The organism is Candidatus Omnitrophota bacterium, assembly GCA_041650805.1.
GTDB lineage: Bacteria > Omnitrophota > Gorgyraeia > 2-01-FULL-45-10 > 2-01-FULL-45-10 > JBAZKM01.
This window is the reverse complement of the sequence record JBAZKM010000006.1, coordinates 101305-123967: the sequence shown is the minus strand read 5'-3', so window position 1 is coordinate 123967 and position 22663 is coordinate 101305. Positions and strand designations below refer to the sequence as shown.

Below are 22663 nucleotides of genomic sequence, written 5' to 3'. Positions count from 1 at the left end.
AAGGGCGGTCTCCGGAGGGCTATTCGAAGACAAAACCCTTGATATCCCCGAGTATGCCGCCTATATCCGGCGTGAGGCGGTACTTCGGCTCCTTGAGCGTCCCGACCACATCTATCATGGTATATCTTCCCATCGCCGTTGTGATATTCTTCCTGGCGCCCGACTCCAGCGCATCCTGGGCGATCTCCGCTTTCAGGGATGCCTTTATGGAGTTGTCGAAACCTATCCGGGCCGAACCATACATATTTATGAGGTCACTCGTGAGCCACATGCCGTCCGTGGAGACGGCCTTATCCCTGAAGACCAGCGAGGCGGAGGCCTTTTTGAATATAACTTCGCTGAAGTCGCTCGTGAAGATCAATACCCCGAGCCCCCTGAAGAGGTTGAGCTGCCACAGTTTGCCGTCATCGACCGATATATTCCCGGCCCCGTTCAAGGTCGCGGGATCATCTGACAGGCCGTTCAATTTCGCCCGGAACCATACCGATCCTGATATATCCTTATCTCTCATGCCTATATCCTCTTTCAATTTTTCAAGCTTCACATTTTTGATCTCTACGTTCACCGAATAAGGGTTTCCCCTCGAGACAAGGTCTATCCTGGCATCGGCATCAAGCGTGCCGCCATAAAGGAACGAATGTATACGGGGCATATCGACGACACCGTCTTTCTGGTAATAATCGATGACGATACTGGCCGGTTTGAGGCCGTATAGCGACACCGAACTGCTCATGACCTTCGCTTCTATGGCGCAGGATCTGATATCCTTCATGTTCCCTTTCAGATTGAGATCCGCATGAAAGGACCCTGCCGCTCTCATGCGCTCCAATTTATCCCTGAGATCCTTCAACGCCGTCTTCATATCGCCGATCCTCACATCCAGCGCGCCTTTTATGTCGGCATTTATGGCGGACGGAGACGCAAGGACCGCCTTGCCCTTAAGCGAAAAGTTTGAATTGAGATAACTGCCTTCGAACTTGCCGAAAGTCATCTGCCTCCCGTTAACCGAAAAGACGGATTCCAATGAGAGGTCTTTCGATGATAGTTTAAGCTGTACCCCCGGCGCATCCGGATTGGTAAGGGTGCCCGATGTCCTGTAAGGGGTACCGAGGTACATCAGATCGATGCCGGACCATGTGAACTGATTCGCGCCGAACTGCAGGATGCCCCTGACCTTCTCTATGCGGGGCTTACCTTCCTCTATGATTATTGACGCGTCGGAGGTCTCGAGCGATCCCCTTACCTCGGGCGGGGCCACGACCGGTATCTTGTACTGCATGGTGATATAGAGCCTGCCGTCGCCCTCCAGACGGGCCGGTATATTCATCTCGAATCTCTCTTTCAATATCGCCTCGAGGAGATCGAGTTTCACATCGGCTATGATGTCGATATCGAGAAGGGCGGCCTCAAGCTTAGCCAGGTTCACCTTTGCCCCGACGGGTATGCCGAAGATCTTTGCGCTGATATTATTGGAAGAGAACCCCGAATCGCTGAATGAGAGGTCTCCCTCTATCTCATCGGCATCCTGGAAATATTCCACCCCGGAGACGGCAAGCTTATCGATCTTCATGGTGCCCGCGTATCCCAGCCGCCTGTCGTTCAGGGAATACCGAAGGTCGGCCTTTATATAGGAGCTGAGCCTGGCCGATGCACCTCCCCCGAATATGGCGAGGTCTTTGGTCTGGACGTTCATGCCGGCGCTTATGATATCGCGGTCCATATCCAGGTCTATAATGGCATCGGACGTGCCTCCGGGAAAGGCCATCCCCGTGCTTTCATAATATCCCGCGAACTCTTTTAAAGAGAGATCTGTCACCGCGATCTTAGCGCTCCCCTTTCCCGATGATATGTCATACTCACCGGTCGAATCCACCTTTACGGCCGTTTCTGAGGGGATCTCGAAGTCAAGGTCGAAGAGCGCCTTCGAAGGCGGCGAAAGGTATATACGCACGTTGACCTTATCGATATCCTTTGCGTACGGCGGCGCCAGGGTATCATCGATGAAGATGACCTTTCCGCCGGTCATCCTTATACTGCGGACCATTACGTTATAATCGTATTTTGGCACATCCTTCCGGTCAAAGAGGTCCGAGAGGTTTATTGAATTGTCCGGGCGGCGTTCGAGCAATATTACGGGTGACCTGATCTTTATTACGGGGATGATTATCTCTTTTTTCAGGAAAGGTATTATGAAGAACGTGCAGGAGATCTCTTTGGCCTTCAGTATTACATCTTTATCGTCGTATAGCACGAACCCCTTCAGCACCATCCCTTTGAGGACGCTAAACTTCAGCGATTCGAGCAGGACCTTCTTACCGGTAGCGGTCTCTATCCCCTCCGTGACCGTCCTCTTCAGGTTCGCCGGTATGAAGATCTCGTTCAGATAGAATATCCCGCCGAATATGGCCAGGGCCAGAACGAAGAGGATAGCAAATATCGTATTCTTCATGCCATTTCATCTTTATTATTATTGCCGTACAGCCCTCTGCCGCGCGATATTGCAGTACTCTATCGTCTTGGATATTTCCTTCGAAGCCGAGTCCTCATACTCTTTTGCGACGTCCCTGAACTTATCCGCAAGGCCATAAGATCCGTTCCTCTCCATATCCTGCCGCGACTTCCTCGATTTTTCGAAGTTCTTCACCGAGTCCATAAAATTACTCAGCTCCACGAGGGCCATAGATATGTAATAGTAGGACGACCTGCCTGAGCCGGCGTATCTCTGCTGGAAGGCCTCCTTAAGAGGCTCAAAGCCCTTCACCCATTCCTTGATGCTGTCGAACCTCGTATGGTCTATATCCCAGATGACCTTCAGGCCTTCTATCTTACCTATCAACCCGTCCAGGGCATCGTTGTAAACAGGATCGGCCTCTTCCGGTCCGGCGTCCGGTTCGGGCGGGGAGAGTTGAGATATGATCCCTGCCACGATCTCATCTCCTGTGATCCGGCCTGTGTTGCCCATGCTCTCGATCTCGGACCTGTTGTATTCCGTCTCTATATACTGGCCTTCCCCTGTCTTCTCTCTTACCCTTACCGAATCGGCCGTCTCGCCTATTATTTCTCCTTCAAAAACGCGCCCCTCCTTCAGGCGTATATTTGCGGCATGTGAAAAGGCGGAATATACCATGGCCGCGATAACTATACCCACAGCAACACCGTATCGGCGCATCTAAACCTCCATTCTTAAAAATAACGGGATGAGGACTGTTATTACGATCAACGATATGAAGAATGAGCGTATCCAGGCCGTCCTTTGACCGCCGTATATCCCCGTGCCGTCCGTATCGACGCACAGGATAGCGACCGCCTCGCCGGTATCGCCGTAAAGCGGCGCATAACCGGATATTACCGTCCCCCATACGTCGGCGGTCGGACCTCTGTCGGCGGTGGGGCCGCTGTAGGCCTTAAGCATCTCCGGCACATTCCGCGCATCGTACTCATCTCCCGGGAAAGCGGTCGGGCTCTCCGCCGTTACGGTATCCGGGAGAGGATCGACATCAACGATGTACTGCAGGATGCCGGGCCGGTCCGTGGCCTTCATTATATATATGAACTTTATGAAAGGGTTCATCTTCTTTATGCTGTACAGTTTCTGATAGACGGCCCTGTACTCTTCGGTCTTGTCGCCCTCCTTATTTAACGGTATCCTTAGCAGCTGGTCCGTATCTATAGAGAGCGAGGCGTTGGAGGCGACCAGGATCAATTTCTCCCGCACGCTTTCAAGCTTCTCCTTAAGGGTATATTCGTAGAAGATGTAACTGCCGAGCGCCAGTAAGATCAGAAGCCCGGATGTAAAGACCCGCAGGAATCGCCTCATCTCACCCCTCCGCCTGTTAAAGATATAGGTGTATTATAGCGCGACGGTATCCCATATCAAAGATTTTTTTGCGGATACTTTTATGCTGGCTACCGTGTCCCGGACGCCTTCAAGTTCCTTGAAGATGGCATCTACGGGATAGCTTATCTGGTCTATCACTTTGACCTCTTTAAAGCCGGCCAGTTTTATGAACTTCAGATACTCGTCTTTTTTGACCGCCCCGGCAAGGCAACCCACATATGCCTCGACAGATCCCTTTATACTATCAGGCAGATCTTTGACCAGAACCAGGTCAGAGACCATAAGCCGCCCTCCGGGCTTAAGCACCCTGAAGGCCTCTTTAAAGACCTGCTCTTTTTCAGGCGACAGGTTGATGACGCAGTTCGATATGATAACGTCGATCGAGGCATCCTCAAGAGGCAGTTTTTCGATCTCGCCCTGCATAAATTCCACGTTCTTATAATCACCCCTCCCGGCATTATCCCGGGCCTTTTCAACCATCTCCGGCGTCATATCGACACCTATGACGCGGCCGGTCTTACCGACTCTTGACGAGGCAAGGAACGCGTCAAATCCGGCGCCGCTCCCCAGATCGAGCACGACGTCGCCCTCTTTTAAAGATGCGATAGCGACCGGATTGCCGCATCCGAGGCCCAGGTTAGCGCCTTCGGGAACGGTATCGATCTCCGCATCGCTGTAACCGACGGCCCTGCTCACATCCTTTGCCCGGTTTCGGCTCCCGCAGCATGAATTTGTAGGGCAGCAGGAGATGCCTTGTGCCGCTACCCTGGCATAACCTTCTTTCACCATCTTCTTTATCTTTTTATCTTTCATCGATCCACTTCTTTATCTCTTCTACTTTAGGAATGCGCCCGGAGCATTTGATCTTGCCGTTGATGCGCAATCCGGGCGTCTGCATGATCCCCGCGTCGACTATCTTTGTTATATCTTTGACCTTTTCGATATCCGCGGGTATATTGAGCTCTGAGATAACATTCTTTACGGCCTTTTCAAGCTCTCCGCATCGATGGCATCCCGGTCCGAATATCTCTATCTTCATAGCATTCTCCCTTCGATTAAAATACCGGCACAAGTAACCAGAATAAAATACCTGCGATGGTACCGCATATCCACATGAGTGTCGCATAGAACGCCGGCACCCTCGGTTTGACTATCTTGCATACGCCGAGTATCGAAGGCAGGCTTAATGCCGGGCCGGTCAGAAGAAAGGCCATCGCGGCGCCTGTGCCCATGCCGGATTCCAATAACCCCCTGACGAGCGGCACCTCGACTAAAGTCGGCGTATACATGAAGACCCCTATAGCCGAAGATAGCATGATCGGCAAGACCCCGTTACCCAGGTATTTGATTATGAGGGAGGGAGGTAAAAAGGCCTTGACCAGACCCGCACATATGACGCCCAGGAATATAAGAGGAAGCACCATCTTAACGAATTCCCAGGAATAGAGGGTCATATTAAAGAACCTCTTACCAAAACCCTGATCATCCTGTAACGCCCCTTCAACTTCCGTATCTATCCGTATCGGTCCCGGCTCAGGGATCCTATCTTTAAAAAACCTGTCTGTAGCATACCCGACAAGGATCCCGGCCGTTACAGCAACTACGATCCTTGCTATGGCAAATTTCCAGCCAAGGAGTCCCAGTGTGAGAAGGATCGCCGCAGGGTTGAATGCCGGCGATGCCAGGAGAAAGGTTATGGCCGGGCCTAACCCTGCGCCTCTTTTATATAGTCCGCCGAAAAGAGGGATTATGCTGCATGAGCACATCGAAAGTAGCGGCCCCCCGCACCCGGCTACCGCATACGGCGTGAAACCCCTGCCGGATCCCATGAGCTTGATGACCTTGTCTCTCGGCGCAAACTCCTGCAGCGCGCCCGCGGCTATAAAGGCCAGAAGAAGACATAGCCACGAGTGTTTTACATAGTCAACGATCGTGGCGGCTATGAATGCGTGCACAGGTATCTTATTTTCCTCCAGGAGCTTAGCGGTAATGACCTTCTTCTCGGCCATGGTGGTCTTAACGCCTCTCCACGTCCCGCTCCATTCGTATACTATTATAACCGCAAAGATAAATAGCAGTATAGCTACTGCGGAGACAGCCCTTCTATCCATTATGACCGGCCTTTCTTTATGATTTTGCAGCAACCGCCTTCTATCCTTATGGCCTTGATATTGACCAGGCCGTCGGCTATCTTCTTCCGCGCCGAGGATACGATCCTCGAGAACGTGGGGCGCGATATCTTGAGCCGCCGTGCCGCGTCGACCTGTTTCAACCTCTTGAGGTCCGCGAGGCGTAAGGCCTCAAACTCGTCAAGGGTGAGATATACGCCCTCCAGCCTATCGAGGGGCTTGCATACCGGCTTGAAACACCTCTCGCCCGGCAAACACCTTATCCATCTCGTCTTCTTGGGACGCATCACGGCCTCATAGTTATGAACGTATGTTCATAACCATCTTATCACATATATGAAAGTTGTGTCAATAAAAAATGTCTCAAGTGTGGTGGTGGTCGGGGCTAAGATGCCGGTGCGGGTGTATATGGGTCTTACCGCCATGGCTGTGGGAATGCATGTGGATCAGGTTATTCTCCTGCAGAAAAACGGTATCGGCCAATAGTTCCGCGGGGCGGCCGCTCCTTATTATCCTTTTATCCCGGCCGAATACATATACGGTGTCCGCGATCTCCTCAATAATATGCATGTCATGCGTTGCCGTGATCACCGTCTTACCCTCGGCGTGATATCCGTTAAGGAGATCTATCAAGTCGCGTGACGTCTTGGGGTCGAGGCCTGCCGTCGGCTCATCGAGAAGGAGGACATCGGGCCCTGATATCAGGACCGATGCCATCGCTACTTTACGCTTCTCCCCTATGCTCAATTGGTGAGGCATCCTTTCGATCAGGTCTCTTATGCCGAAGACCTCTATTATGGAATTGAATGCCGCCGTTATCGCCGCATGATCGAGTCCGAAGTTAAGCGGGCCGAACACTATCTCCTCCCTGACCGTAGGGCAGAATAGCTGGACATCCGGGTTCTGGAATACAAGCCCTACCTTCTTCCTGAAATCACGGTTGAACCCTTCATCGGAAAGCGCCCTTTCGCTCAACTCCGCACCGAAGGCCTTGACGTCGCCGCTATCCGGGAAGAATAGCCCGTCCAGTATGTGCAGAAGCGTCGATTTTCCGGAACCGTTCGCGCCTATGACGGCTATCCTTTCGCCCTTTGCGACCGTTATGTCCACTCCGCATAACGCCGGATACTTCCCGAGATATGAAAAACGGACATCCCTTAATTCAAATACATCATTATTCATAATATGTTGAATTTCCATTTATCGCCGAAATAAAGAAGTGCGACGGACAGGCATACGGCAAAGAAGAGCCAGACCCAGTCCCTCGGCTTCGTCTTGAGGTCTTTCAATATGACCGGCTCGCCGCCAAAGCCCCTCGAAAGCATCGCGCCGTAGACCTCCTCATTCAGGAGGTATGACCTGTGCCAGAGTGAGGCCATGCTCCAGGCCACTATATGCTGTCCTTTCCTGTAGTGGACTTTCCCTCCGGTGCGGCTCTTTATCGCCATATACGTATCTTCAACCACCTCCATGAATAGATAGATATACCTGTAGCACATACCCAGTATCATCACGAATACCTGAGGTATCCTGAATATACGCAGGACTTTGAGCAATTCAAAATGCCTTGTGGTGATGCTTAGAAGGACCGCGAAAGAGACCGAGGCGATGACCCTCGCGACGAACAAGAGCGCCCCGTACAAACCCTGGCGTGTGATGATGAGCTCCAGCCCCAGGGCCTTAAAACCGGATATTGCGTCTCCGGGCGTAAAGACGCTAAAGAGCGCCGGTATGGCGATAAAAAGAGAGAAAAGAGGGATGAATATCCACGTCCTCTTTAAAAAGAAACCCAGGTCGATCTTCGAAAAAAGGGCGAGCACCAGACATAGGAGATAAAGGCAGATAGAGACGGTTATGCTGTGCGTGAATAGTACCGTCAAAAGAAATATGAAGAATGTGACGAGCTTCGCCCTCGGGTCTATCGATTGCAGGAGCCCGTCCCGTGACGCATATTCATCGGAAAATACGGACCCTTTCAGGAAAGATAGGGCGCCCATTATAGAGCGCTCTATGAAATTATTATGCCTTTTCCTTAACATCGATCCTCTTTCTTCACCAGCAACCTGGCTATACCGATGACCGCCAGGACGGTGATGGTAATCCCCACGACGGCAGATATTATATAGGCAAAACTAAGGTCCTGCAAGGGCTTCCCTTCCCACCCCTTAAAAGCGTAATCAGGAATGGGCGCCTTCCATAAACCGGCGAGTCTTTCCAGGCCATGCGGTATATAACCGACCAGGTCCATCATCTCTTCAGCGCCCCACTCTCCCCATGCCGATCCTGCCTTGAAATGTTCCGGCAATATAAGCCCTATGGGAGAAAGGACGATCAGTATGGCCAATCCTATCCAGAGTTTGGTCGTTGTCTTCACCGTTATGCCCTCCCCTTTTCCAGAAGTTCCGGAGCCTGCTTCTGCAGGTACTTTATCACAAGCGCGGTGACGATCGCCTCCACCCATCCAAATACGAGGAGGTGCTCGCCAAGCATCGCCGGGAGGGCTACATTCAACCCGTAGGGACAGTACAATGCCTGCCCGCCTGCCGTTTTGTGAAGGAGCGGCTGGATCCCGAATTCGAATCCGGTCAGACCGGCGGCAAGGTTAATGGCGATGTAACCGGCAACCCCCGCGGCCATGACCCGTCTATTTGAACCGGCGGCGGAATTGTAACTTATCGCCTTATAGATATAATATCCTGCAAACGGGAGCACGAACGCCATGTTGAAACAGTTCGCGCCTATTGACGTAATGCCGCCGTCGCCGAAGAGAAGCGCCTGGACTACGAGCGCTACCGTAATGGCTATAGATGCGGCCCAGGGCCCCAGGAGTATCGCGACAAGCACCCCTCCCACGGCGTGGCCGGTCGTCCCGCACGGTATAGGCACGTTGAACATCATTATCACAAAACTGAACGCCGCGCCTATTGCCAGGAGCGGCACCTGCTTCACGCTGAGCGTCTTCTTGACTACCTTAGAAGCGAGCGCCCATACGGGCGCCATCAATAGATAGAAGATGCCGCATGTCGTCGGCCCTAAATATCCATCTGGTATATGCATGACCTCAATCCCTCCTTTTCTAACCAGGTTAGAAATCCAGCTGTCCCCTCATGCCGTATACGAATATGGCATCGTCATCGCCCAGATACCCGTGATTAACGCCTCTCGGGTTCCATATCACCTGGAAGTCCGGGCTTATAGCGAGCCATTTAAGGACCTGGCACCTATAGTACGTCTCGAAATGCCCTTCGGACGCTCCTCCCGTACCCTCGACGCCGGAGTCCTTATAATGGCTGCTCGGGAAGACCTGGCCCACGCCGAAGGCGAGGATGTCGTCTTCTCTATTCCAGTATTTTCCGGTCATCTGTAATCCGGCCGACCATGAAGCTTCGGCGGGCGCGGAATTCGGGCTTGTCGTCACGAGCTCCAGATACGGTATCTGCCAGCCGAACCGCCCGAATATCCCGAAGACGTCCGTGATCATCTGGTCACAGCTCAACCCGAACCCCGTATTCATCTCCTTCTCCCTCTCTTCGGTCGTCGGCTCATCTTTCGCTACCAGTTTATGATGGGCCCTGCCGTCCAGCCACCAGTAGAGCCTGTAATTGCCGTCCCATTGTTCGGGGTCTATATTGAATATCCTGGACGGTTTCAGATTAAGCTGGGCCGACACGAACGGCCTGTCGAATACGCTCTCCCAGTCATTGTCGGCGTCGAAATATGTCGACTCCAGTGACATATACGGAAGGAACTCCGGCGCTATTATTAAACGCGCCCCGAGCGTATTGTCATCCGGCCATTCTATGGCCGGGTTCTGCTTGAATATCCTCCCCAGGAACTGCGTCGTCTCATCATGGGCATATTCGTTCTGGTCTATATAATTTGCGGGGTCCATCTTGCCGGCAGTTATAGCGACCTGCTTATCGAAGAGGTAATGCTCATACCACAACTCCGTAACGGGCACGTCGGCATCGGTCGGGTTCTGGTCCCTATTGACGTTGCTGTATACCGAAAGCTCGCCCTCCACGCCCTGCCCCTGTCCCGGCTCAAGGTGTATCAACGCCCGCCCCCAATCGTCGAAGGCCTTCTGGATGAATATGTCGGCAGACCATGCGGCGTCGAACCTTGACGCCTCGCCGTCGCCGGCATCGTTGGCGTTCGGCGTCCCCTGGAGGACGAACGTGGCGCCTGCCGTCATCTCGATGCCGCACGGCGGCACCTTCAAGCCCTCCCCGGGCTCATATTTGATAAGGGACTCCCTGATCTCTTTGACCGTGGTCGCCTGCGTCGTTATCGAACACCCCTGGACCTCAAGCTTCTTTTCAAGCTCCGCGACGCGCGCCTTTAAGCCATCCATCTCGGAAAGCTTCTCCTTCAATATCCTTACCTCTTCTTTAAGGTCGCTTACATCATCGGCCCATAACGGCGTCGCGGAAAAAAAACTTATCAACATAAAGATAGTTATGACCCTCCCTCTTTTATACCGCATGCCCTCCCCCTTTTTTTATACGTTTCTCTTTATAATAATACTTATTTTAAAAAAGTGCTACCGGATACCAAAAAAATCATATCCCCTTGCCGGTGCTCGACATCCCCAGTGTCGCATGTTTGATCCCCCTGACGGCCTTCATGGCGTCGGCAAGCTCCCGGGCTTCAGCCACAGTCCCTTTTATCGCCACTATCTCAAGGCAGTTGTCGTGGTCCAGATGTATGTGCTGGGTCGAGATGATCACCTTGCTGAAATCGTGCTGGATATTCATAAGCTTATTCACAAGCTCTCTCTTATGATGGTCGTAGATCAGGATGACCGCACCGGCGACCTCTTTGCCTGCGGCCCATTCTCTCTTTACCAGTTCCTGGCGCATGAGGTCAGAGAAGGCCTTGGACCGGTTGGTGTAACCCTTACCTTCCATCAACCGGTCAAACTTCTCCAGGAGGTCCCTGTCAGTCGATATGCCGAACCGCGCCAATCCTGCCATATTTCCTTCTTATAGCTGAAGTGCTACTTTTTTAAATATAGTAGCACAAAAGATATTCAAGTCAACTATTTTTTTGCAAAATCTACTATCAGCCCTTCGAAGTCCTGCGCCTGGCCCTGAAGAGGACCGTGATGCAATAAAAGAAGGCGGCGAAGAGCACGATCGTCGCGCCGGAGGCCGTGCCCCAGTAATAAGAGACGACCAACCCTGTTATGCCGGACGTAACGCTGATAATGATCGCCCATATCGTGTAGCTGTGTATGTTCCGCGATATATTACGCGATGAGGCCGCAGGCAATATCAGGAGGGAATTTATTATCAGGATACCTACGAGGCGTATGGATAACGTGACGACGATCGCCACAAGCACGGCAAAACTTATCTCCATCAATAAGACATTTATCCCTCGGCTTGCGGCAAGCGAAGGGTTGACGCTTACAAGGGCAAGTCTATTCCCGAAAATAAACCAATATAACAATACGCCCATGGTGATAACGGCCAGCATAAATATCTGCCCCGGCGTGACCGTCAGTATGTCACCTATCAGATAAGCGGTATACTTAGCAAACCCTCCGCCGCGGCTAAGGATCACTATGCCGAGGGCCACCACCATGGCGAATAAGACACCCAGCACAGTATCGGATGTGGCCTGGGTCGTCCCTTTAAAGATGACCACCGCGACCGCCAGCAATATCCCGAGGACGACTATTGACAGCGTCGGGTCGCATAGTCCCAGCACTATCCCTATGGCCAGGCCCGTGAGGGCGGAATGGCCCAGGACATCCGAAAAGAATGCCATATGTTTACTGATCACCGTCGTTCCGGCGAGGGCAAAGACAGGGGTTACCAGTATGACCGCCATGAGGGCGTTCTTCATGAAGTCGTACCTCGCCCAGTCGAACGGCATCACAAATTCTATAAGTCTATGAAAGATATCTATCATGGCAGTTTTGAGATGTTCCAGAGGCTAGGACCGAGCGCGCTGATAAGCCGCTCATCGGAGAGCACCGCCCTCGGCTCGCCGCTCGCTATGACCGAATTATTAAGCAATATCATCCTGTCCGCGTGAGGCGCCACGCCCATAAGATCATGCGTCACAAGGAGGATGGTGACATCCCTCGCCTTTCTTAAGGATGATGCGATCTCGTAAAAGAGCGATAGCCCTTTCGCGTCCACCCCGGACATCGGCTCATCGAGCAAAAGGAGGTCCGGCTCAGGCGTCATCGCCATGGCCAGGAGCGCCCTCTGCAGTTCGCCTCCTGACAGTTCACCTATCCTTTTATTCAAAAGATGCTCCGCGGAGACGCCGGCCAAAGAAGCCCTGATCTTTGCAGTCAGTAAAGGGTTGACCCCCAGCCACACCGGATCGTCACTGATCGCGCTGGCGATAAGGTCCAGCACGCTGATCGGTGAGTCGGGATCATAATTCAATCTCTGCGGGACATACCCGATGCGCGGCTTTTTACACGGCATCCCCTTGACCTGAAAATCTATACTGCCGGTATAGCGTATCTCCCCGAGTATCGCCCGCAATAGAGTCGTCTTCCCCGCACCGTTCGGCCCGACTATGGCTATGAGCTCGCCGCAGTTGACGTGCAGGTTCACGCCCTTCAATATCCTGACGGCGCCGAAGCTCACATCCAAGTTCTCTATCCTTGTACAACAATGTTCGCAGGTCTTTGTCACGATAAGGCCTTCTTAAGGGTAGCGAGGTTCTCTTCCATTATATTAAGATAGGCGTCCGGATCGTCCGGGCCGGTCACGGCCGGGTCGAGCATATAGACAGTCGCGCCGGTCTCCCTGGCTATTGTGTCAGCGGCACTTGCCGGATATTGAGGTTCGCTGAAGAGGACCTTCACGCCGTTCTCTTTGATAAGATCTATCGTTTCGGCCAGCTCTTTAGAACCCGGGGCGCTGCCGGGTTCACGTTCTACTACGGCGGCTATCTCCAGGCCGAATTCCCCGGCAAAATACCGGAACGCTTCATGGAACGTGACTATCTTCCTGCCCCTGAACGGGGCGAGTTCCGACTGCATGCGGGACCTCAGGGCGTCCAATTTCGCCAGATATCCGTCGGTATTACTGCGATACAGCTCCTTATGTCCCGGATCGAACGTCTCCATGGCCTTACCGAGGCTCTTGACCTGAAGCATGGCATCGGATATACTGACCCAGAGATGCGGGTTATCCTCTTCGCCGCCCTGGTCCCTGATCAAAGGGATGCCGTCGGCCAATCGGACGGTCTTCATAGAAGGATATCTGGATATGACCTTATCCATGAACGGTTCCATACCCGCGCCGTTCGCGACGAATATCTCCGCTCCCTCCAGCCGTTTCATATCATCGGTCGTGATCGAATAATCGTGCAGGCAGCCGGATGCGGACGGTGTGAGGTTCGTTACGGTAACGCCGGGGACGTCTTTACAGACGTTGATGGCCATGATGTACATGGGATAGAACGACGCTACCACATCGACCGTCCCGGTATCCGCCTCGCTAACGGCAGACGGGCAGATAAAAAATAGCTGAACTGCCAATATGATAAACGGGGGAAGGATAAAGATCCTGGGATTGCCCATAACCTGATAGAGGTCTCTTATATTGTTTATTCACCGGAACCGAAGGGATTCTTAAATATATCTTTCACCGCGTCTGCGGTCTGCGTCACGGTATCCTGTGCCTTCTTCGCCGTATCGGTCACCGTTGCGGCAGCATGGGTTGCCGTCTTCTGGGTGGTCGCTATGGTCGTCTGCGCTGTGGACATTGCCGATGATGCTATCTTATGAGCGCCGGCGAGGGTGCCTCCTACGGTACCCTGCAATCCGTTTAGGTCAAAATTTGTAAGCGAGGCGATAGACGTGTTCATCAATGCCTTTACGACTATAAGACTTGCAAGCGTATACGGATCGTCGATGTTCGTATAACTCTCGTTCAGGTTAATGTTGAACTCTTTCACGTCCGGCGCGCCGCCTCTTGAGTAATCTTTATAGATGACCTTCCCTATGCTGAGCTTGAGAGAGTCTATCTTTATTCCCGGGGCCTTGCCGGGCGCCTCCTGGGAAGGCGCCTTGCCCTCTTTCTGGGCCTGCACCGTCCTTAAGGCATCGAGGTTAAGTTCGCCTTTTGCGTTCTTCACAACGATGAACTCCTTAAGCGCAAGGCGTACCTCCGGAAGGTGTATCTTGCCGCCCATTATGGCCGGAAGGTCATATTTGACGTAAATCTCGGGCATGTCGATCATGGTCCTGTCCGGAAAGGCAGGGGGGTTTAATAGTCTGAGGTTCCTGATGTCGACTACCGGCCTGAGGACCCCTGCGCTCATGCTGCCTATGTTAAGTCTGAGGCCCGTAACAAGTTCTACGCCCTTTTCTACCGATATCTTTATTATCATATCTTTGGCAAATGCCAATGCGATGATCGCAACAGCCACAACCGCCGCTATGGTCAGATATTTTTTCATCATAACGCCTCCCTTCCCGCTCTCATGGTCACATTATACAACGAAATATTCTTCACAGTCAACCGGCAACGGCGCCTTATCTACCGCCCTTACCTCATGATGACCTGAATGCCAGGGTGACCTTTGTCCCTTTGCCCTTATGGCTCTCAACATTTATCGAACCGTTATGGAGGTCGACTATGCTCTTCGCGATCGAAAGGCCGAGGCCTGTCCCCTGCGTGCGGTCTTTCGTGGTGAAGAACGGCTCGAATATCTTCCCCTTAACCCCTTCGTCCATACCGGCACCTGTATCTTCCACCTCCACGACTATAGAACCTTTGCCGCCGGCCTTCCCTGCCGCCGACTGGTATGACCGGACATAGAGCTTCCCGCCTCTCTGCATAGCATCCGCCGCATTATTCAGTAAATTTATTAACACCTGTTCCACTTTCCCTGCGTCTATAAGGGCATCCGGCAAACCATCCTTCATCTCCCTGACAACTTCTATGCCGGCAGACTTGAGCCTGTGTCCGACCGAGATGATAGAGCTTTCGATAACAGCATTGATGTCCTGCGGCATCGCATTCAGCTTTTCGGCCCGCGCGAAATCGAGAAGCGCGCGAACGATCCCATCGGCCCTCATGACCCCCTTTCTCATCATCTGGAGCGTTTCACGGTTGTCTTTATTATCCGCGGGCAGCACCATCTCAAGATAGTCTATGCCCTGCAATATTATCCCCAGCGGGTTCTTCACTTCGTGGGCCACGCCGCTCGCCATCCTGCCGATGGCCTCCATCTTCTCCGCCTGTATAAGCTGGTTCTGGGTGTCCTGTAACTCCCGTATGCTCTTCTCCAGCCTCTCCCTTATCTGGCTATTGTCCTCCAGCATGCTAGTCATTATTTCGCGCGACCTGACCTCTTCTTCCAATGCCCTGCGCAGCTCATCCCCTATCCTCTTACGCTCGGCGATCTCTGCGTTCAAATTTTTTATGGAAGTGGTGCTCTTCCGCAGATAGTCGGTCATCTTATTGAAAGAATCCGCAAGGTCTTCCAGCTCATCTCCCGTCTTCAGGTCGACCCTGTGATCGAGCGACCCCGCGGCGATACGCGCCGTGGCGTCCTGTAACTTTCTTATGGGCTCCACTATACCCGCCCCTAAACTATACCCTACCGGTATGATTATCAATATGAGAAATATCGAGATGACCATCCCCTGGAAGATCAGGGCATAGAGCGGCCGGAAGACCTCTTCCCGGTCCTGAGAGATAAGGAGCAGCCACGAGATCCCTTCCTTTTCTAAAAGCGGCTCTTCGACCTTAGCCCACGCGGTAAAGACGGGTTTGACATGGATAGCGTTGGCGGTGATGATGTCCCATCTCTTCTTCGCGCCGATCATCAAACCGACCTTCTCCCCGCTCAGGATCTTTCGTTCGTACGGCCTCATGCCCTCATGGAACAATATCTTCCCTTCTTTATCTATAAGGGATACATGCCCGCTCTTGCCTATCTTCACTTTCTTTAACGGTTTGATGAAGAATTCAAAATTTAAAACTGCCTTGCATATCCCGACGACCCTTCCGTCTTTGACCATGGGCGCGGCAAAAGTTATGCTCATGACACCGGAAGATTTGTCATATTCGACATCCCCCAAGAACATATCTCCTCTCCCGCCGTTGTATGCCTTCTGCCACCACCTTTCATCGGCCTGATAAAAATCGCTCGTCTTTTCCGAAGCCGCTACGAGACCGCCCCGCGCATCGGTAATGAAGATCTCCGCGACGGTCCTGTCTTTCTCGGTTATGGCCTTTAACTCTTCGGAGACCCCGTTATCGAGGATATCTTTCACCAGGGGGTCTTCCGGAGAACCGTCCGTCCACTTTATATCCATATCCGAAAAATATCGCCGCATGGTCTCTGTATCCATATCTCTATACATGAGGTTCTTCTCGTCTGCGGCGTTAACCCATACGATATCGCTCGCATACCCTTCCATGGTCTCCACGCGATGTTCTATAATATCGCCAATGCCGGACGCCAGGATCGCCGCCATCTTCTCATGGTCATCCCCGACGGTATTGCGCATCAGGACAAATGCCCACATATACCCCAGGGAGACCCCTATGATAAGGAGGGCCAGTATAGACAAACATATAGCCACCGTTATCTTCTTCCTGATACCTCCGGCCGCCCTGATGATCTTTCCGTCCTTCGATCTCGCCATTACTTCTCCTCCACCATTACCTTCTGCATCGTCCGGACCGCTTTCTCATCGAGCTTAAAAATGGCGTCAAAAAGCCTTTGCTTAAAAGACCCCGGGCCCGGACAACCCTTGGCGGCGACCTCCGCGGCGACCTCAAAACAGACAAGGCCGGATGCCGCGGCTAAACTCAGGTCTGGCTCGACTGCGGCAAAAGTACCTATCACTGAGGCGGCCATGCAGCCCGTGCCTACGATATCGGCCATCACGGGATCTCCGTTCCTTATAAGATATAGCCTATTCTTATCCGCTACGATATCCTCTTTGCCCGTTATGACCACGGTGCAGCTTAATTTTCCCGCGAGCTTATGGGCCAGGCCCGCCTTATCGCTATCGACGGAAGCCGCATCGACCCCCTTTGTGCGTATATCCTCTCCGGAGAGCCTGGCTATTTCGGAGGCGTTACCCTTTAATATATCTATTCTCACCTCTTTGATCAATTCAAAGCATTTCTCATCCCTTAAGCGCGTCGCCCCCGCGCCGCAGGCATCCAGCAGCACCGGTATACCTTTCGTATTGGCGCTCCTGGCGGCAACTTTCATCGCCTCCACGAATTCCGGGGTGAGCGTGCCGATATTCAGGACGAGCCCGGAGGATATGGCTGACATCTCGCCTGCCTCTTCCCTGGCATGGGCCATGACAGGAGAGCCGCCCAGTAACTTGACGATATTGGCGCAGTCATATATGGTGACCCAGTTGGTCAGGTGGTGTACCAGCGGCTTCTCATCCCTGACCCTTTTCAAAAGCTTATAGACATCTATCTCTCTCTTTTTCATCCGGGCCCCGGCTCCTTTTCTTGCTTGAAAATATACGACCAGCGATTATCTTACTACAAGAGAACGGTTGCTGCCACTACTTTCTATCTCCACCCATGGTATGTTATAGGATAAACTCCCCCCGGCAGAAAGGGATGATGAGTTGGCTGAGGTTAATTTTTGGGAGGTTCTCTTAGAAAGGCCAGTAATGATCTTATGATCGTAAGCGGACCCGGAGGGCAACCCGGTATATGCAGGGCAACTGGGAGGATATCCTTTACCGGGCCTGTTATATAATAAGAACCTTTGAACGGTCCTCCGTCAATGGCACAATCCCCGCAGGTGATGACAAATTTCGGCTCGGGCATGGCCTCATAGGTCTTCTTGAGGGCCATGAGCATATTTCTCGATACGGGTCCCGTCACTAAAAGGCAGTCGGCGTGGCGGGGCGAAGCGACGAAATTGATGCCGAACCGCTGCAGGTCATAGACCGGGTTATTTGCCGAAATGATCTCCGATTCACATGCCCCGCAGGAACCCGTGTCGACTTCCCGTATATGGAGGGACCTGCCGAATCTTTTCCGTATCAAAGACCTCAATTCAGGACCTGCCTCCTCTATATCTCCGGACAGCCCCGGCTCGATATGTCTGGTGACGACGCCTTTCAGGATCCTGTTCTTCAGTATATATATCATGGCCTATAGGTCATTCCCTGAATAAGATAGATCGAAACTTTTGTTACAAAGCGGAAAATCGGGGATGATATTTCCCAGTACTGCATACGACAGCCCCTGCCAGTTCAAAAAAGACGGGTCGACTATCTTGCACCTTTCGACCAAACCCGCAGGATCGGTCTTAAGCCAGTACAAAACCGGCCCCCGCCACCCTTCCGCGTAACCCAGTGCGCTGCCTTCTTTCGGCCTCTCTCCTGTCCCTGATATCCCGCCCTCATCAAGCTTTGCCGCGAATTCTTCGATCAAGCGGCATGATTCTTCGAATTCAGCGACCCTTACCCGCAGCCTGGCCAGTACATCTCCCGGACCCTCTGTTGCCATCTTAAACCCGGCCTCTTTATACACCCCGGGAAAATAGTTCCTCAGGTCCGCGGGGATGCCTGAAGCGCGGGCTACGAGGCCGATAACGCCAAGGTCCTCGGCGGTCTTCCTGCGCAGAACTCCCGTGGTATCCACCCTGTCCATAAAAGAGACGCTGGAGTATAATATCCTGACCAGCTCATCAAAATCACGCCTTATCCGCCTGAGAGAATCGAGGAGTATCTCTTCTTTGGTCCCGTCAATATCCGCCAGTACACCTCCTAACGTATTAACCCTTTTCAGGTACCTGTTACCGGTTATCTTACCGTTCAATTGCAGGATCGCCTCTTTGATGATCGAGGCGTAGGCAGAGGGAAAGCTGAACCCCACGTCGACTGCTATGCCGCCGATGTCATTTGCATGATTATACATGCGCTCGAGCTCCAGGAAAATACCTCTTAAGTAAGCCGCCCGGGCGGGGACCGATATACCGGAGATCTTCTCTGCAGCCATGGTAAAAGCAAGGCTATGCGCAAAGCTTGAGTCGCCGGAGACACATTCCGACAGCAGGATCGCGTCAGTACAGCGCTTGCCTTCAAAGAGTTTCTCCACACCCCGATGCGTGAATCCAAGCCTTATCTCCAGATTTATTATCGGTTCTCCGGCAACGCTGAACCTGAAATGGCCCGGGCCTATTATTCCTGCGTGTACCGGCCCGACCGGGATCTCAAATATTCCCTCCCCTTCTACCCTGTCGAACTTATACTCGCTTAGATCGCCATGCTCCATCTTCCGGAAATCTTTACGTAAAGGATAATTTCCTCCGGCGCTGACTTCATCATGCAGACGCATCCTCTTCGGGTAGGGATGGCCCGTCGGCTCGATGCCGAACATCTCCCGTATCTCGCGTTCAAAGAGGGTCGCTGAATGTATGGTCTTCGCCAGCGAATCGAAGGAGGGGTTCTCCTGCGGGATATCCATCTTCACGATGACCCACTGCCCTCTCTTAAAATTCACGAATACGGCGTTGACCGCGAATACGCCCCTTTTTTCCCGCTCATCAAGCGCAAAGAGCATCATCACCGGAGAAGAGAGCGACTTATGCAATGCCAGACAGGTATCTTTAAAGGCCCGCGGGGTGACCTTGATAGAGACCTCATCCGGACGGTCCTGCAATACTGAATCCGCCTCAAAACCCGGGAATCTCTTCTTTATACCTGAAATAATCTCTGAGTGATCCATAACAGGTCCTTTTTAATGAATAAGACCGCGGCGCCCGATGCGCATATCTGAAAGAACAGGAATATGAACGCCAGTTTTCCGCTCAACGGTTCCCCCTTCATCGCCATCCCCTTGGGGGGGTTACCAAAAAGCATCTCTCCGAAATGGTAGATGAAGGCGCCGAAAATGACCGCTAACAATATTAAGAGCGAGCCGGCCGCCAGATATGAGCCGTTAACGAACGCGGCGATGATTATCATCATCTCGCTGACGAATATCGAGAACGGCGGGGTCCCGATCAGGGCAAACATTCCCAGGAGCGTCATGATGCCCGTAAACGGCCGCGCAGCTATCACGCCGCGGATAGAGTTCATATTATGTTTCTGGTAAGCACCTACGATATTCCCTGCCCCGAAAAACATAAGCGACTTCGTAACCGCATGGTTGAAAACGTGCAATAGCGCCCCGGCCGCGGCCAGCGGCGCGCCCAAACCAAAACCGATAGAGATTATCCCCACGTGTTCGATGCTGCTGTAGGCAAGAAGCCGTTTAAGGTCTTTCTGGACCAGGATGAAGCCGCTTGATATCAACAGGGAGATCAATCCCAATAAGATCATCAGATTGCCGAAATACTGGAACCCCACGCTCTTTATCACGATCATGCCGAACCTTAAGATGGCATATATCGCCGTCTTCAGCAGGACCCCGGAAAGAAGCGCGCTTATGGGCGCCACCGCCTGGCTATGCGCATCCGGCAGCCATGTATGCATAGGGGCCAACCCTGCTTTCGTCCCGTACCCCACCAGGATAAAAATGAAAGCGAGTTTAAGTATGTTTTTGTCCATCATACCCGCGCCGGCGGCAATATCGGACCAGTCCAGGCTCTTTATGCCTCCCGAAACGGAAAAGGCATAAGAGAAAAGTATCGTGCCTAAAAGCGCGAAGACGATGCCCACCGAACAGATGATTATGTATTTCCATGCTGCCTCTACAGATTCTTTGCTGTTGTAAAACCCTACCAGGAACGCTGAAATAAGCGTGGTCATTTCGATGGCGACCCAGAGCATCCCCAGATTATTTACCGATGGAACGACAAGCATAGAAAAACAGAACAGGTTGAAGAGCAGATAATATGCGCCGGACCTCTTATCCGATATTATCCCCATCTCCTTCTCCCTTTCTATATAGCCGATCGAATAAAGCGCTGCCGCAAACGCGATAACCGAGGTGACAAAAATGAAGAACGCGCCGAGACCGTCTATGTATATAAAACCAGGATGAGAGATCACACCGCCCGATACGATGACCTTCATCAAAAGAAGTATGCTGGCAGATAATACCGCAAGATATCCGAGGGCATTGATCACCCCGAACGCCTTATGCCGCCTTAAAAAAGGGGCTCCTGCAGCAAGTAAAATAGGGATGCCCAGGATCAGGGATATATGCATAAATTACCTTACCACCTTAATTGTGAAAGTTTATTTACATCGATATGCGTAAACAGCTTGTTGATCCTGTATACAAAAAGCCCCATGACGATGACGCTGATAAAGACGTCAAAAAATACGGCGATCTCGACAAAAAAAGGCATGCCGCCGGAGATAGACGAGGCCAGAAGAAAGATCCCGTTCTCCATGACAAGCAGGCCCGCTACCTGAGCAAATGCCTTCATGCGCGATACCATAAGGAACGCGCCGATAAAGACCGTGGAGAAGCTGACCGTGATCGCGATCCACGGATAGCCGCTGCCGGACGTAACGGCCCTGGAAAGGACCCATGAGCAATAAGTGAGCGCAAGCGCCGTGATCAACGAAAGCTGCGGGTTCACAAATAGTCCGAGATTTTCATCTACATTTATCCTCTTTGCTGTCAGGCACAGGAAATGCGGTATTATGAATACCTTCAGGACCAGGATGAGGGCCGCTACAAAATAGAGATCCATATGCCTTTCCGAAAAACCGGCCGTTAAGGTCATCACGAAAAGAAAAAATGACTGATACCGGAAAGACCGGATCAGAGAAGGCACCCTTTTGGCTATTACCATAAGGTATGCTGTGACTAAAGTGGAGAATAAGATCATTGCCGGCATTTTAAACTCCCAGGATAGCGCATACTGTAGCTATGACCCCCAGGACAAAGGCAAAGGCTAAAAAGTCCGCCACCCTGAAGAGGCGCATCTTTGCAACCGATACCTCCACCAGGGCTACCGCGGCCGCGATGATGATCATCCTGACCGGATACCAGAGGGCCCACAGTAGAGATCGCGTCAGCTCGAACGAAACGGGAATTGCTGCGGGAAGGACGATCTGCGCAATAAGGAAAAAGAAGATCATCTGTTTTATGTAAGAGGCCATCTCTATCAGGGCGAGGGACCTGCCCGAGTATTCCAGGACCATCGCCTCATGGACCATGGTCAGCTCAAGGTGCGTCTCCTGGTTATCGACCGGGATGCGCGATGTCTCCGCGATCGTGACAAGGAAAAGGGCCGCGGCGGCTACGATAGAAGAAACGGTTATTGCGTGCGCGCCGCCGAACGCCGAGATATCCGTTGAACCGAACTGTAAAGATACGGAAAATACCGCCAGCACGAAGACCGGCTCGGTTAAACTTGAGATGAACATCTCCCGCGACGATCCCATCCCGCCGAAAGAACTTCCGGCGTCCAATGCCGCAAGGGCAAGGAAAAAACGTCCCAGGGCCAGGATAAATATAAGGGCCAGAAGATCGCCCATGCGATGCAGAGGGCTTGAGGAGATAAAGACGGGGATGAGCAGCGCTGCGGCTAACGCCGAAGAGATCACAACGAAAGGCGCTGCCCTGAATATCCATGAAGCGGTCCCGGATACCACTTCGCCCTTGGAAAAAAGCTTCGCTAAATTGTAATATGGCTGAAGGACGCTCTGCCCCCTCCGCATCCTGATATTATTCTTTATCCGGGTGACCAGGCCGCTTAAAAACGGGGCAACCCCGATAAAAAATACCAGCTGCAGTAAGATAAATGCGATCTCTCCCAT

24 protein-coding genes are annotated in these 22663 nt (G+C 52.4%); all 24 read right to left on the bottom strand.

The annotated features are described in order from the left end of the window. Positions 1-19: 19 nt before the first annotated feature. The 24 genes from WC515_05815 to WC515_05700 all read right to left on the bottom strand — a co-directional run bounded on the left by WC515_05815 (position 20) and on the right by WC515_05700 (position 22663). Entirely contained in the window at positions 20-2449 is a 2430-nt protein-coding gene (locus WC515_05815; protein MFA5146865.1) for an AsmA family protein, read from the bottom strand. A gap of 18 nt (positions 2450-2467) precedes the next feature. Continuing rightward, entirely contained in the window at positions 2468-3169 is a 702-nt protein-coding gene (locus WC515_05810; protein ID MFA5146864.1) for a hypothetical protein, read from the bottom strand. Beyond that, the gene (locus WC515_05805) at positions 3170-3817 is read right to left on the bottom strand and encodes a hypothetical protein (protein MFA5146863.1); all 648 of its coding nucleotides are present in this window, start codon (positions 3815-3817) and stop codon (positions 3170-3172) included. Between the two features lie 33 nt (positions 3818-3850). Next, positions 3851-4651, bottom strand: coding sequence for an arsenite methyltransferase (arsM, locus tag WC515_05800; protein MFA5146862.1), 801 nt, complete (start codon positions 4649-4651; stop codon positions 3851-3853). Further along, entirely contained in the window at positions 4641-4877 is a 237-nt protein-coding gene (locus WC515_05795; protein ID MFA5146861.1) for a thioredoxin family protein, read from the bottom strand. The genes arsM and WC515_05795 overlap by 11 nt, the downstream gene beginning before the upstream one ends. Before the next feature lie 16 nt (positions 4878-4893). Next, on the bottom strand, positions 4894-5949 hold the full coding sequence (locus WC515_05790; GenBank protein MFA5146860.1) for a permease: 1056 nt from the start codon (positions 5947-5949) through the stop codon (positions 4894-4896). Continuing rightward, positions 5949-6254, bottom strand: coding sequence for a DUF134 domain-containing protein (locus WC515_05785; GenBank protein MFA5146859.1), 306 nt, complete (start codon positions 6252-6254; stop codon positions 5949-5951). Before WC515_05785 ends, WC515_05790 begins: the two co-directional genes overlap by 1 nt. A gap of 76 nt (positions 6255-6330) precedes the next feature. After that, on the bottom strand, positions 6331-7149 hold the full coding sequence (locus WC515_05780) for an ABC transporter ATP-binding protein (GenBank protein ID MFA5146858.1): 819 nt from the start codon (positions 7147-7149) through the stop codon (positions 6331-6333). Then, positions 7146-8006, bottom strand: a complete 861-nt coding sequence (gene cbiQ / locus WC515_05775) for a cobalt ECF transporter T component CbiQ (protein ID MFA5146857.1) — start codon at positions 8004-8006, stop codon at positions 7146-7148. The genes WC515_05780 and cbiQ overlap by 4 nt, the downstream gene beginning before the upstream one ends. Continuing rightward, positions 8000-8341, bottom strand: coding sequence for a PDGLE domain-containing protein (locus WC515_05770; protein MFA5146856.1), 342 nt, complete (start codon positions 8339-8341; stop codon positions 8000-8002). Before WC515_05770 ends, cbiQ begins: the two co-directional genes overlap by 7 nt. Positions 8342-8343: 2 nt before the next feature. Continuing rightward, on the bottom strand, positions 8344-9024 hold the full coding sequence (gene cbiM / locus WC515_05765) for a cobalt transporter CbiM (GenBank protein ID MFA5146855.1): 681 nt from the start codon (positions 9022-9024) through the stop codon (positions 8344-8346). 28 nt (positions 9025-9052) lie between these two features. Then, positions 9053-10453 (bottom strand): carbohydrate porin, encoded by a 1401-nt coding sequence (locus tag WC515_05760; protein MFA5146854.1) that lies wholly within the window; start codon positions 10451-10453, stop codon positions 9053-9055. Positions 10454-10529: 76 nt separating this feature from the next. Then, positions 10530-10943: a nickel-responsive transcriptional regulator NikR gene (gene nikR, locus WC515_05755; protein ID MFA5146853.1), complete on the bottom strand. Its 414-nt coding sequence runs from the start codon at positions 10941-10943 to the stop codon at positions 10530-10532. 88 nt (positions 10944-11031) lie between these two features. Then, positions 11032-11886: a metal ABC transporter permease gene (locus tag WC515_05750; protein ID MFA5146852.1), complete on the bottom strand. Its 855-nt coding sequence runs from the start codon at positions 11884-11886 to the stop codon at positions 11032-11034. Further along, complete coding sequence (locus tag WC515_05745; protein MFA5146851.1) at positions 11883-12629, bottom strand: metal ABC transporter ATP-binding protein; 747 nt, start codon at positions 12627-12629, stop codon at positions 11883-11885. Before WC515_05745 ends, WC515_05750 begins: the two co-directional genes overlap by 4 nt. Further along, the gene (locus WC515_05740; GenBank protein ID MFA5146850.1) at positions 12626-13522 is read right to left on the bottom strand and encodes a metal ABC transporter substrate-binding protein; all 897 of its coding nucleotides are present in this window, start codon (positions 13520-13522) and stop codon (positions 12626-12628) included. Before WC515_05740 ends, WC515_05745 begins: the two co-directional genes overlap by 4 nt. A gap of 26 nt (positions 13523-13548) precedes the next feature. Continuing rightward, positions 13549-14406 (bottom strand): hypothetical protein, encoded by an 858-nt coding sequence (locus WC515_05735; protein ID MFA5146849.1) that lies wholly within the window; start codon positions 14404-14406, stop codon positions 13549-13551. 91 nt (positions 14407-14497) lie between these two features. Next, a complete protein-coding gene (locus WC515_05730) occupies positions 14498-16603 on the bottom strand; it encodes an ATP-binding protein (GenBank protein MFA5146848.1) in 2106 nt (701 codons plus the stop codon). Continuing rightward, a complete protein-coding gene (gene thiM, locus WC515_05725) occupies positions 16603-17415 on the bottom strand; it encodes a hydroxyethylthiazole kinase (GenBank protein ID MFA5146847.1) in 813 nt (270 codons plus the stop codon). The genes WC515_05730 and thiM overlap by 1 nt, the downstream gene beginning before the upstream one ends. A gap of 152 nt (positions 17416-17567) precedes the next feature. After that, complete coding sequence (locus WC515_05720) at positions 17568-18089, bottom strand: NADH-quinone oxidoreductase subunit B family protein (GenBank protein ID MFA5146846.1); 522 nt, start codon at positions 18087-18089, stop codon at positions 17568-17570. A 3-nt stretch (positions 18090-18092) separates the two neighbouring features. Further along, entirely contained in the window at positions 18093-19670 is a 1578-nt protein-coding gene (locus WC515_05715) for an NADH-quinone oxidoreductase subunit C (GenBank protein MFA5146845.1), read from the bottom strand. Beyond that, a complete protein-coding gene (locus WC515_05710; GenBank protein ID MFA5146844.1) occupies positions 19640-21097 on the bottom strand; it encodes a proton-conducting transporter membrane subunit in 1458 nt (485 codons plus the stop codon). The genes WC515_05715 and WC515_05710 overlap by 31 nt, the downstream gene beginning before the upstream one ends. A gap of 8 nt (positions 21098-21105) precedes the next feature. After that, positions 21106-21738 carry a hypothetical protein gene (locus WC515_05705; protein ID MFA5146843.1) on the bottom strand — a complete coding sequence of 211 codons (633 nt, stop codon included), beginning with the start codon at positions 21736-21738 and terminating at the stop codon, positions 21106-21108. 1 nt (position 21739) lies between these two features. After that, on the bottom strand, positions 21740-22663 hold the full coding sequence (locus WC515_05700) for an NADH-quinone oxidoreductase subunit H (protein ID MFA5146842.1): 924 nt from the start codon (positions 22661-22663) through the stop codon (positions 21740-21742).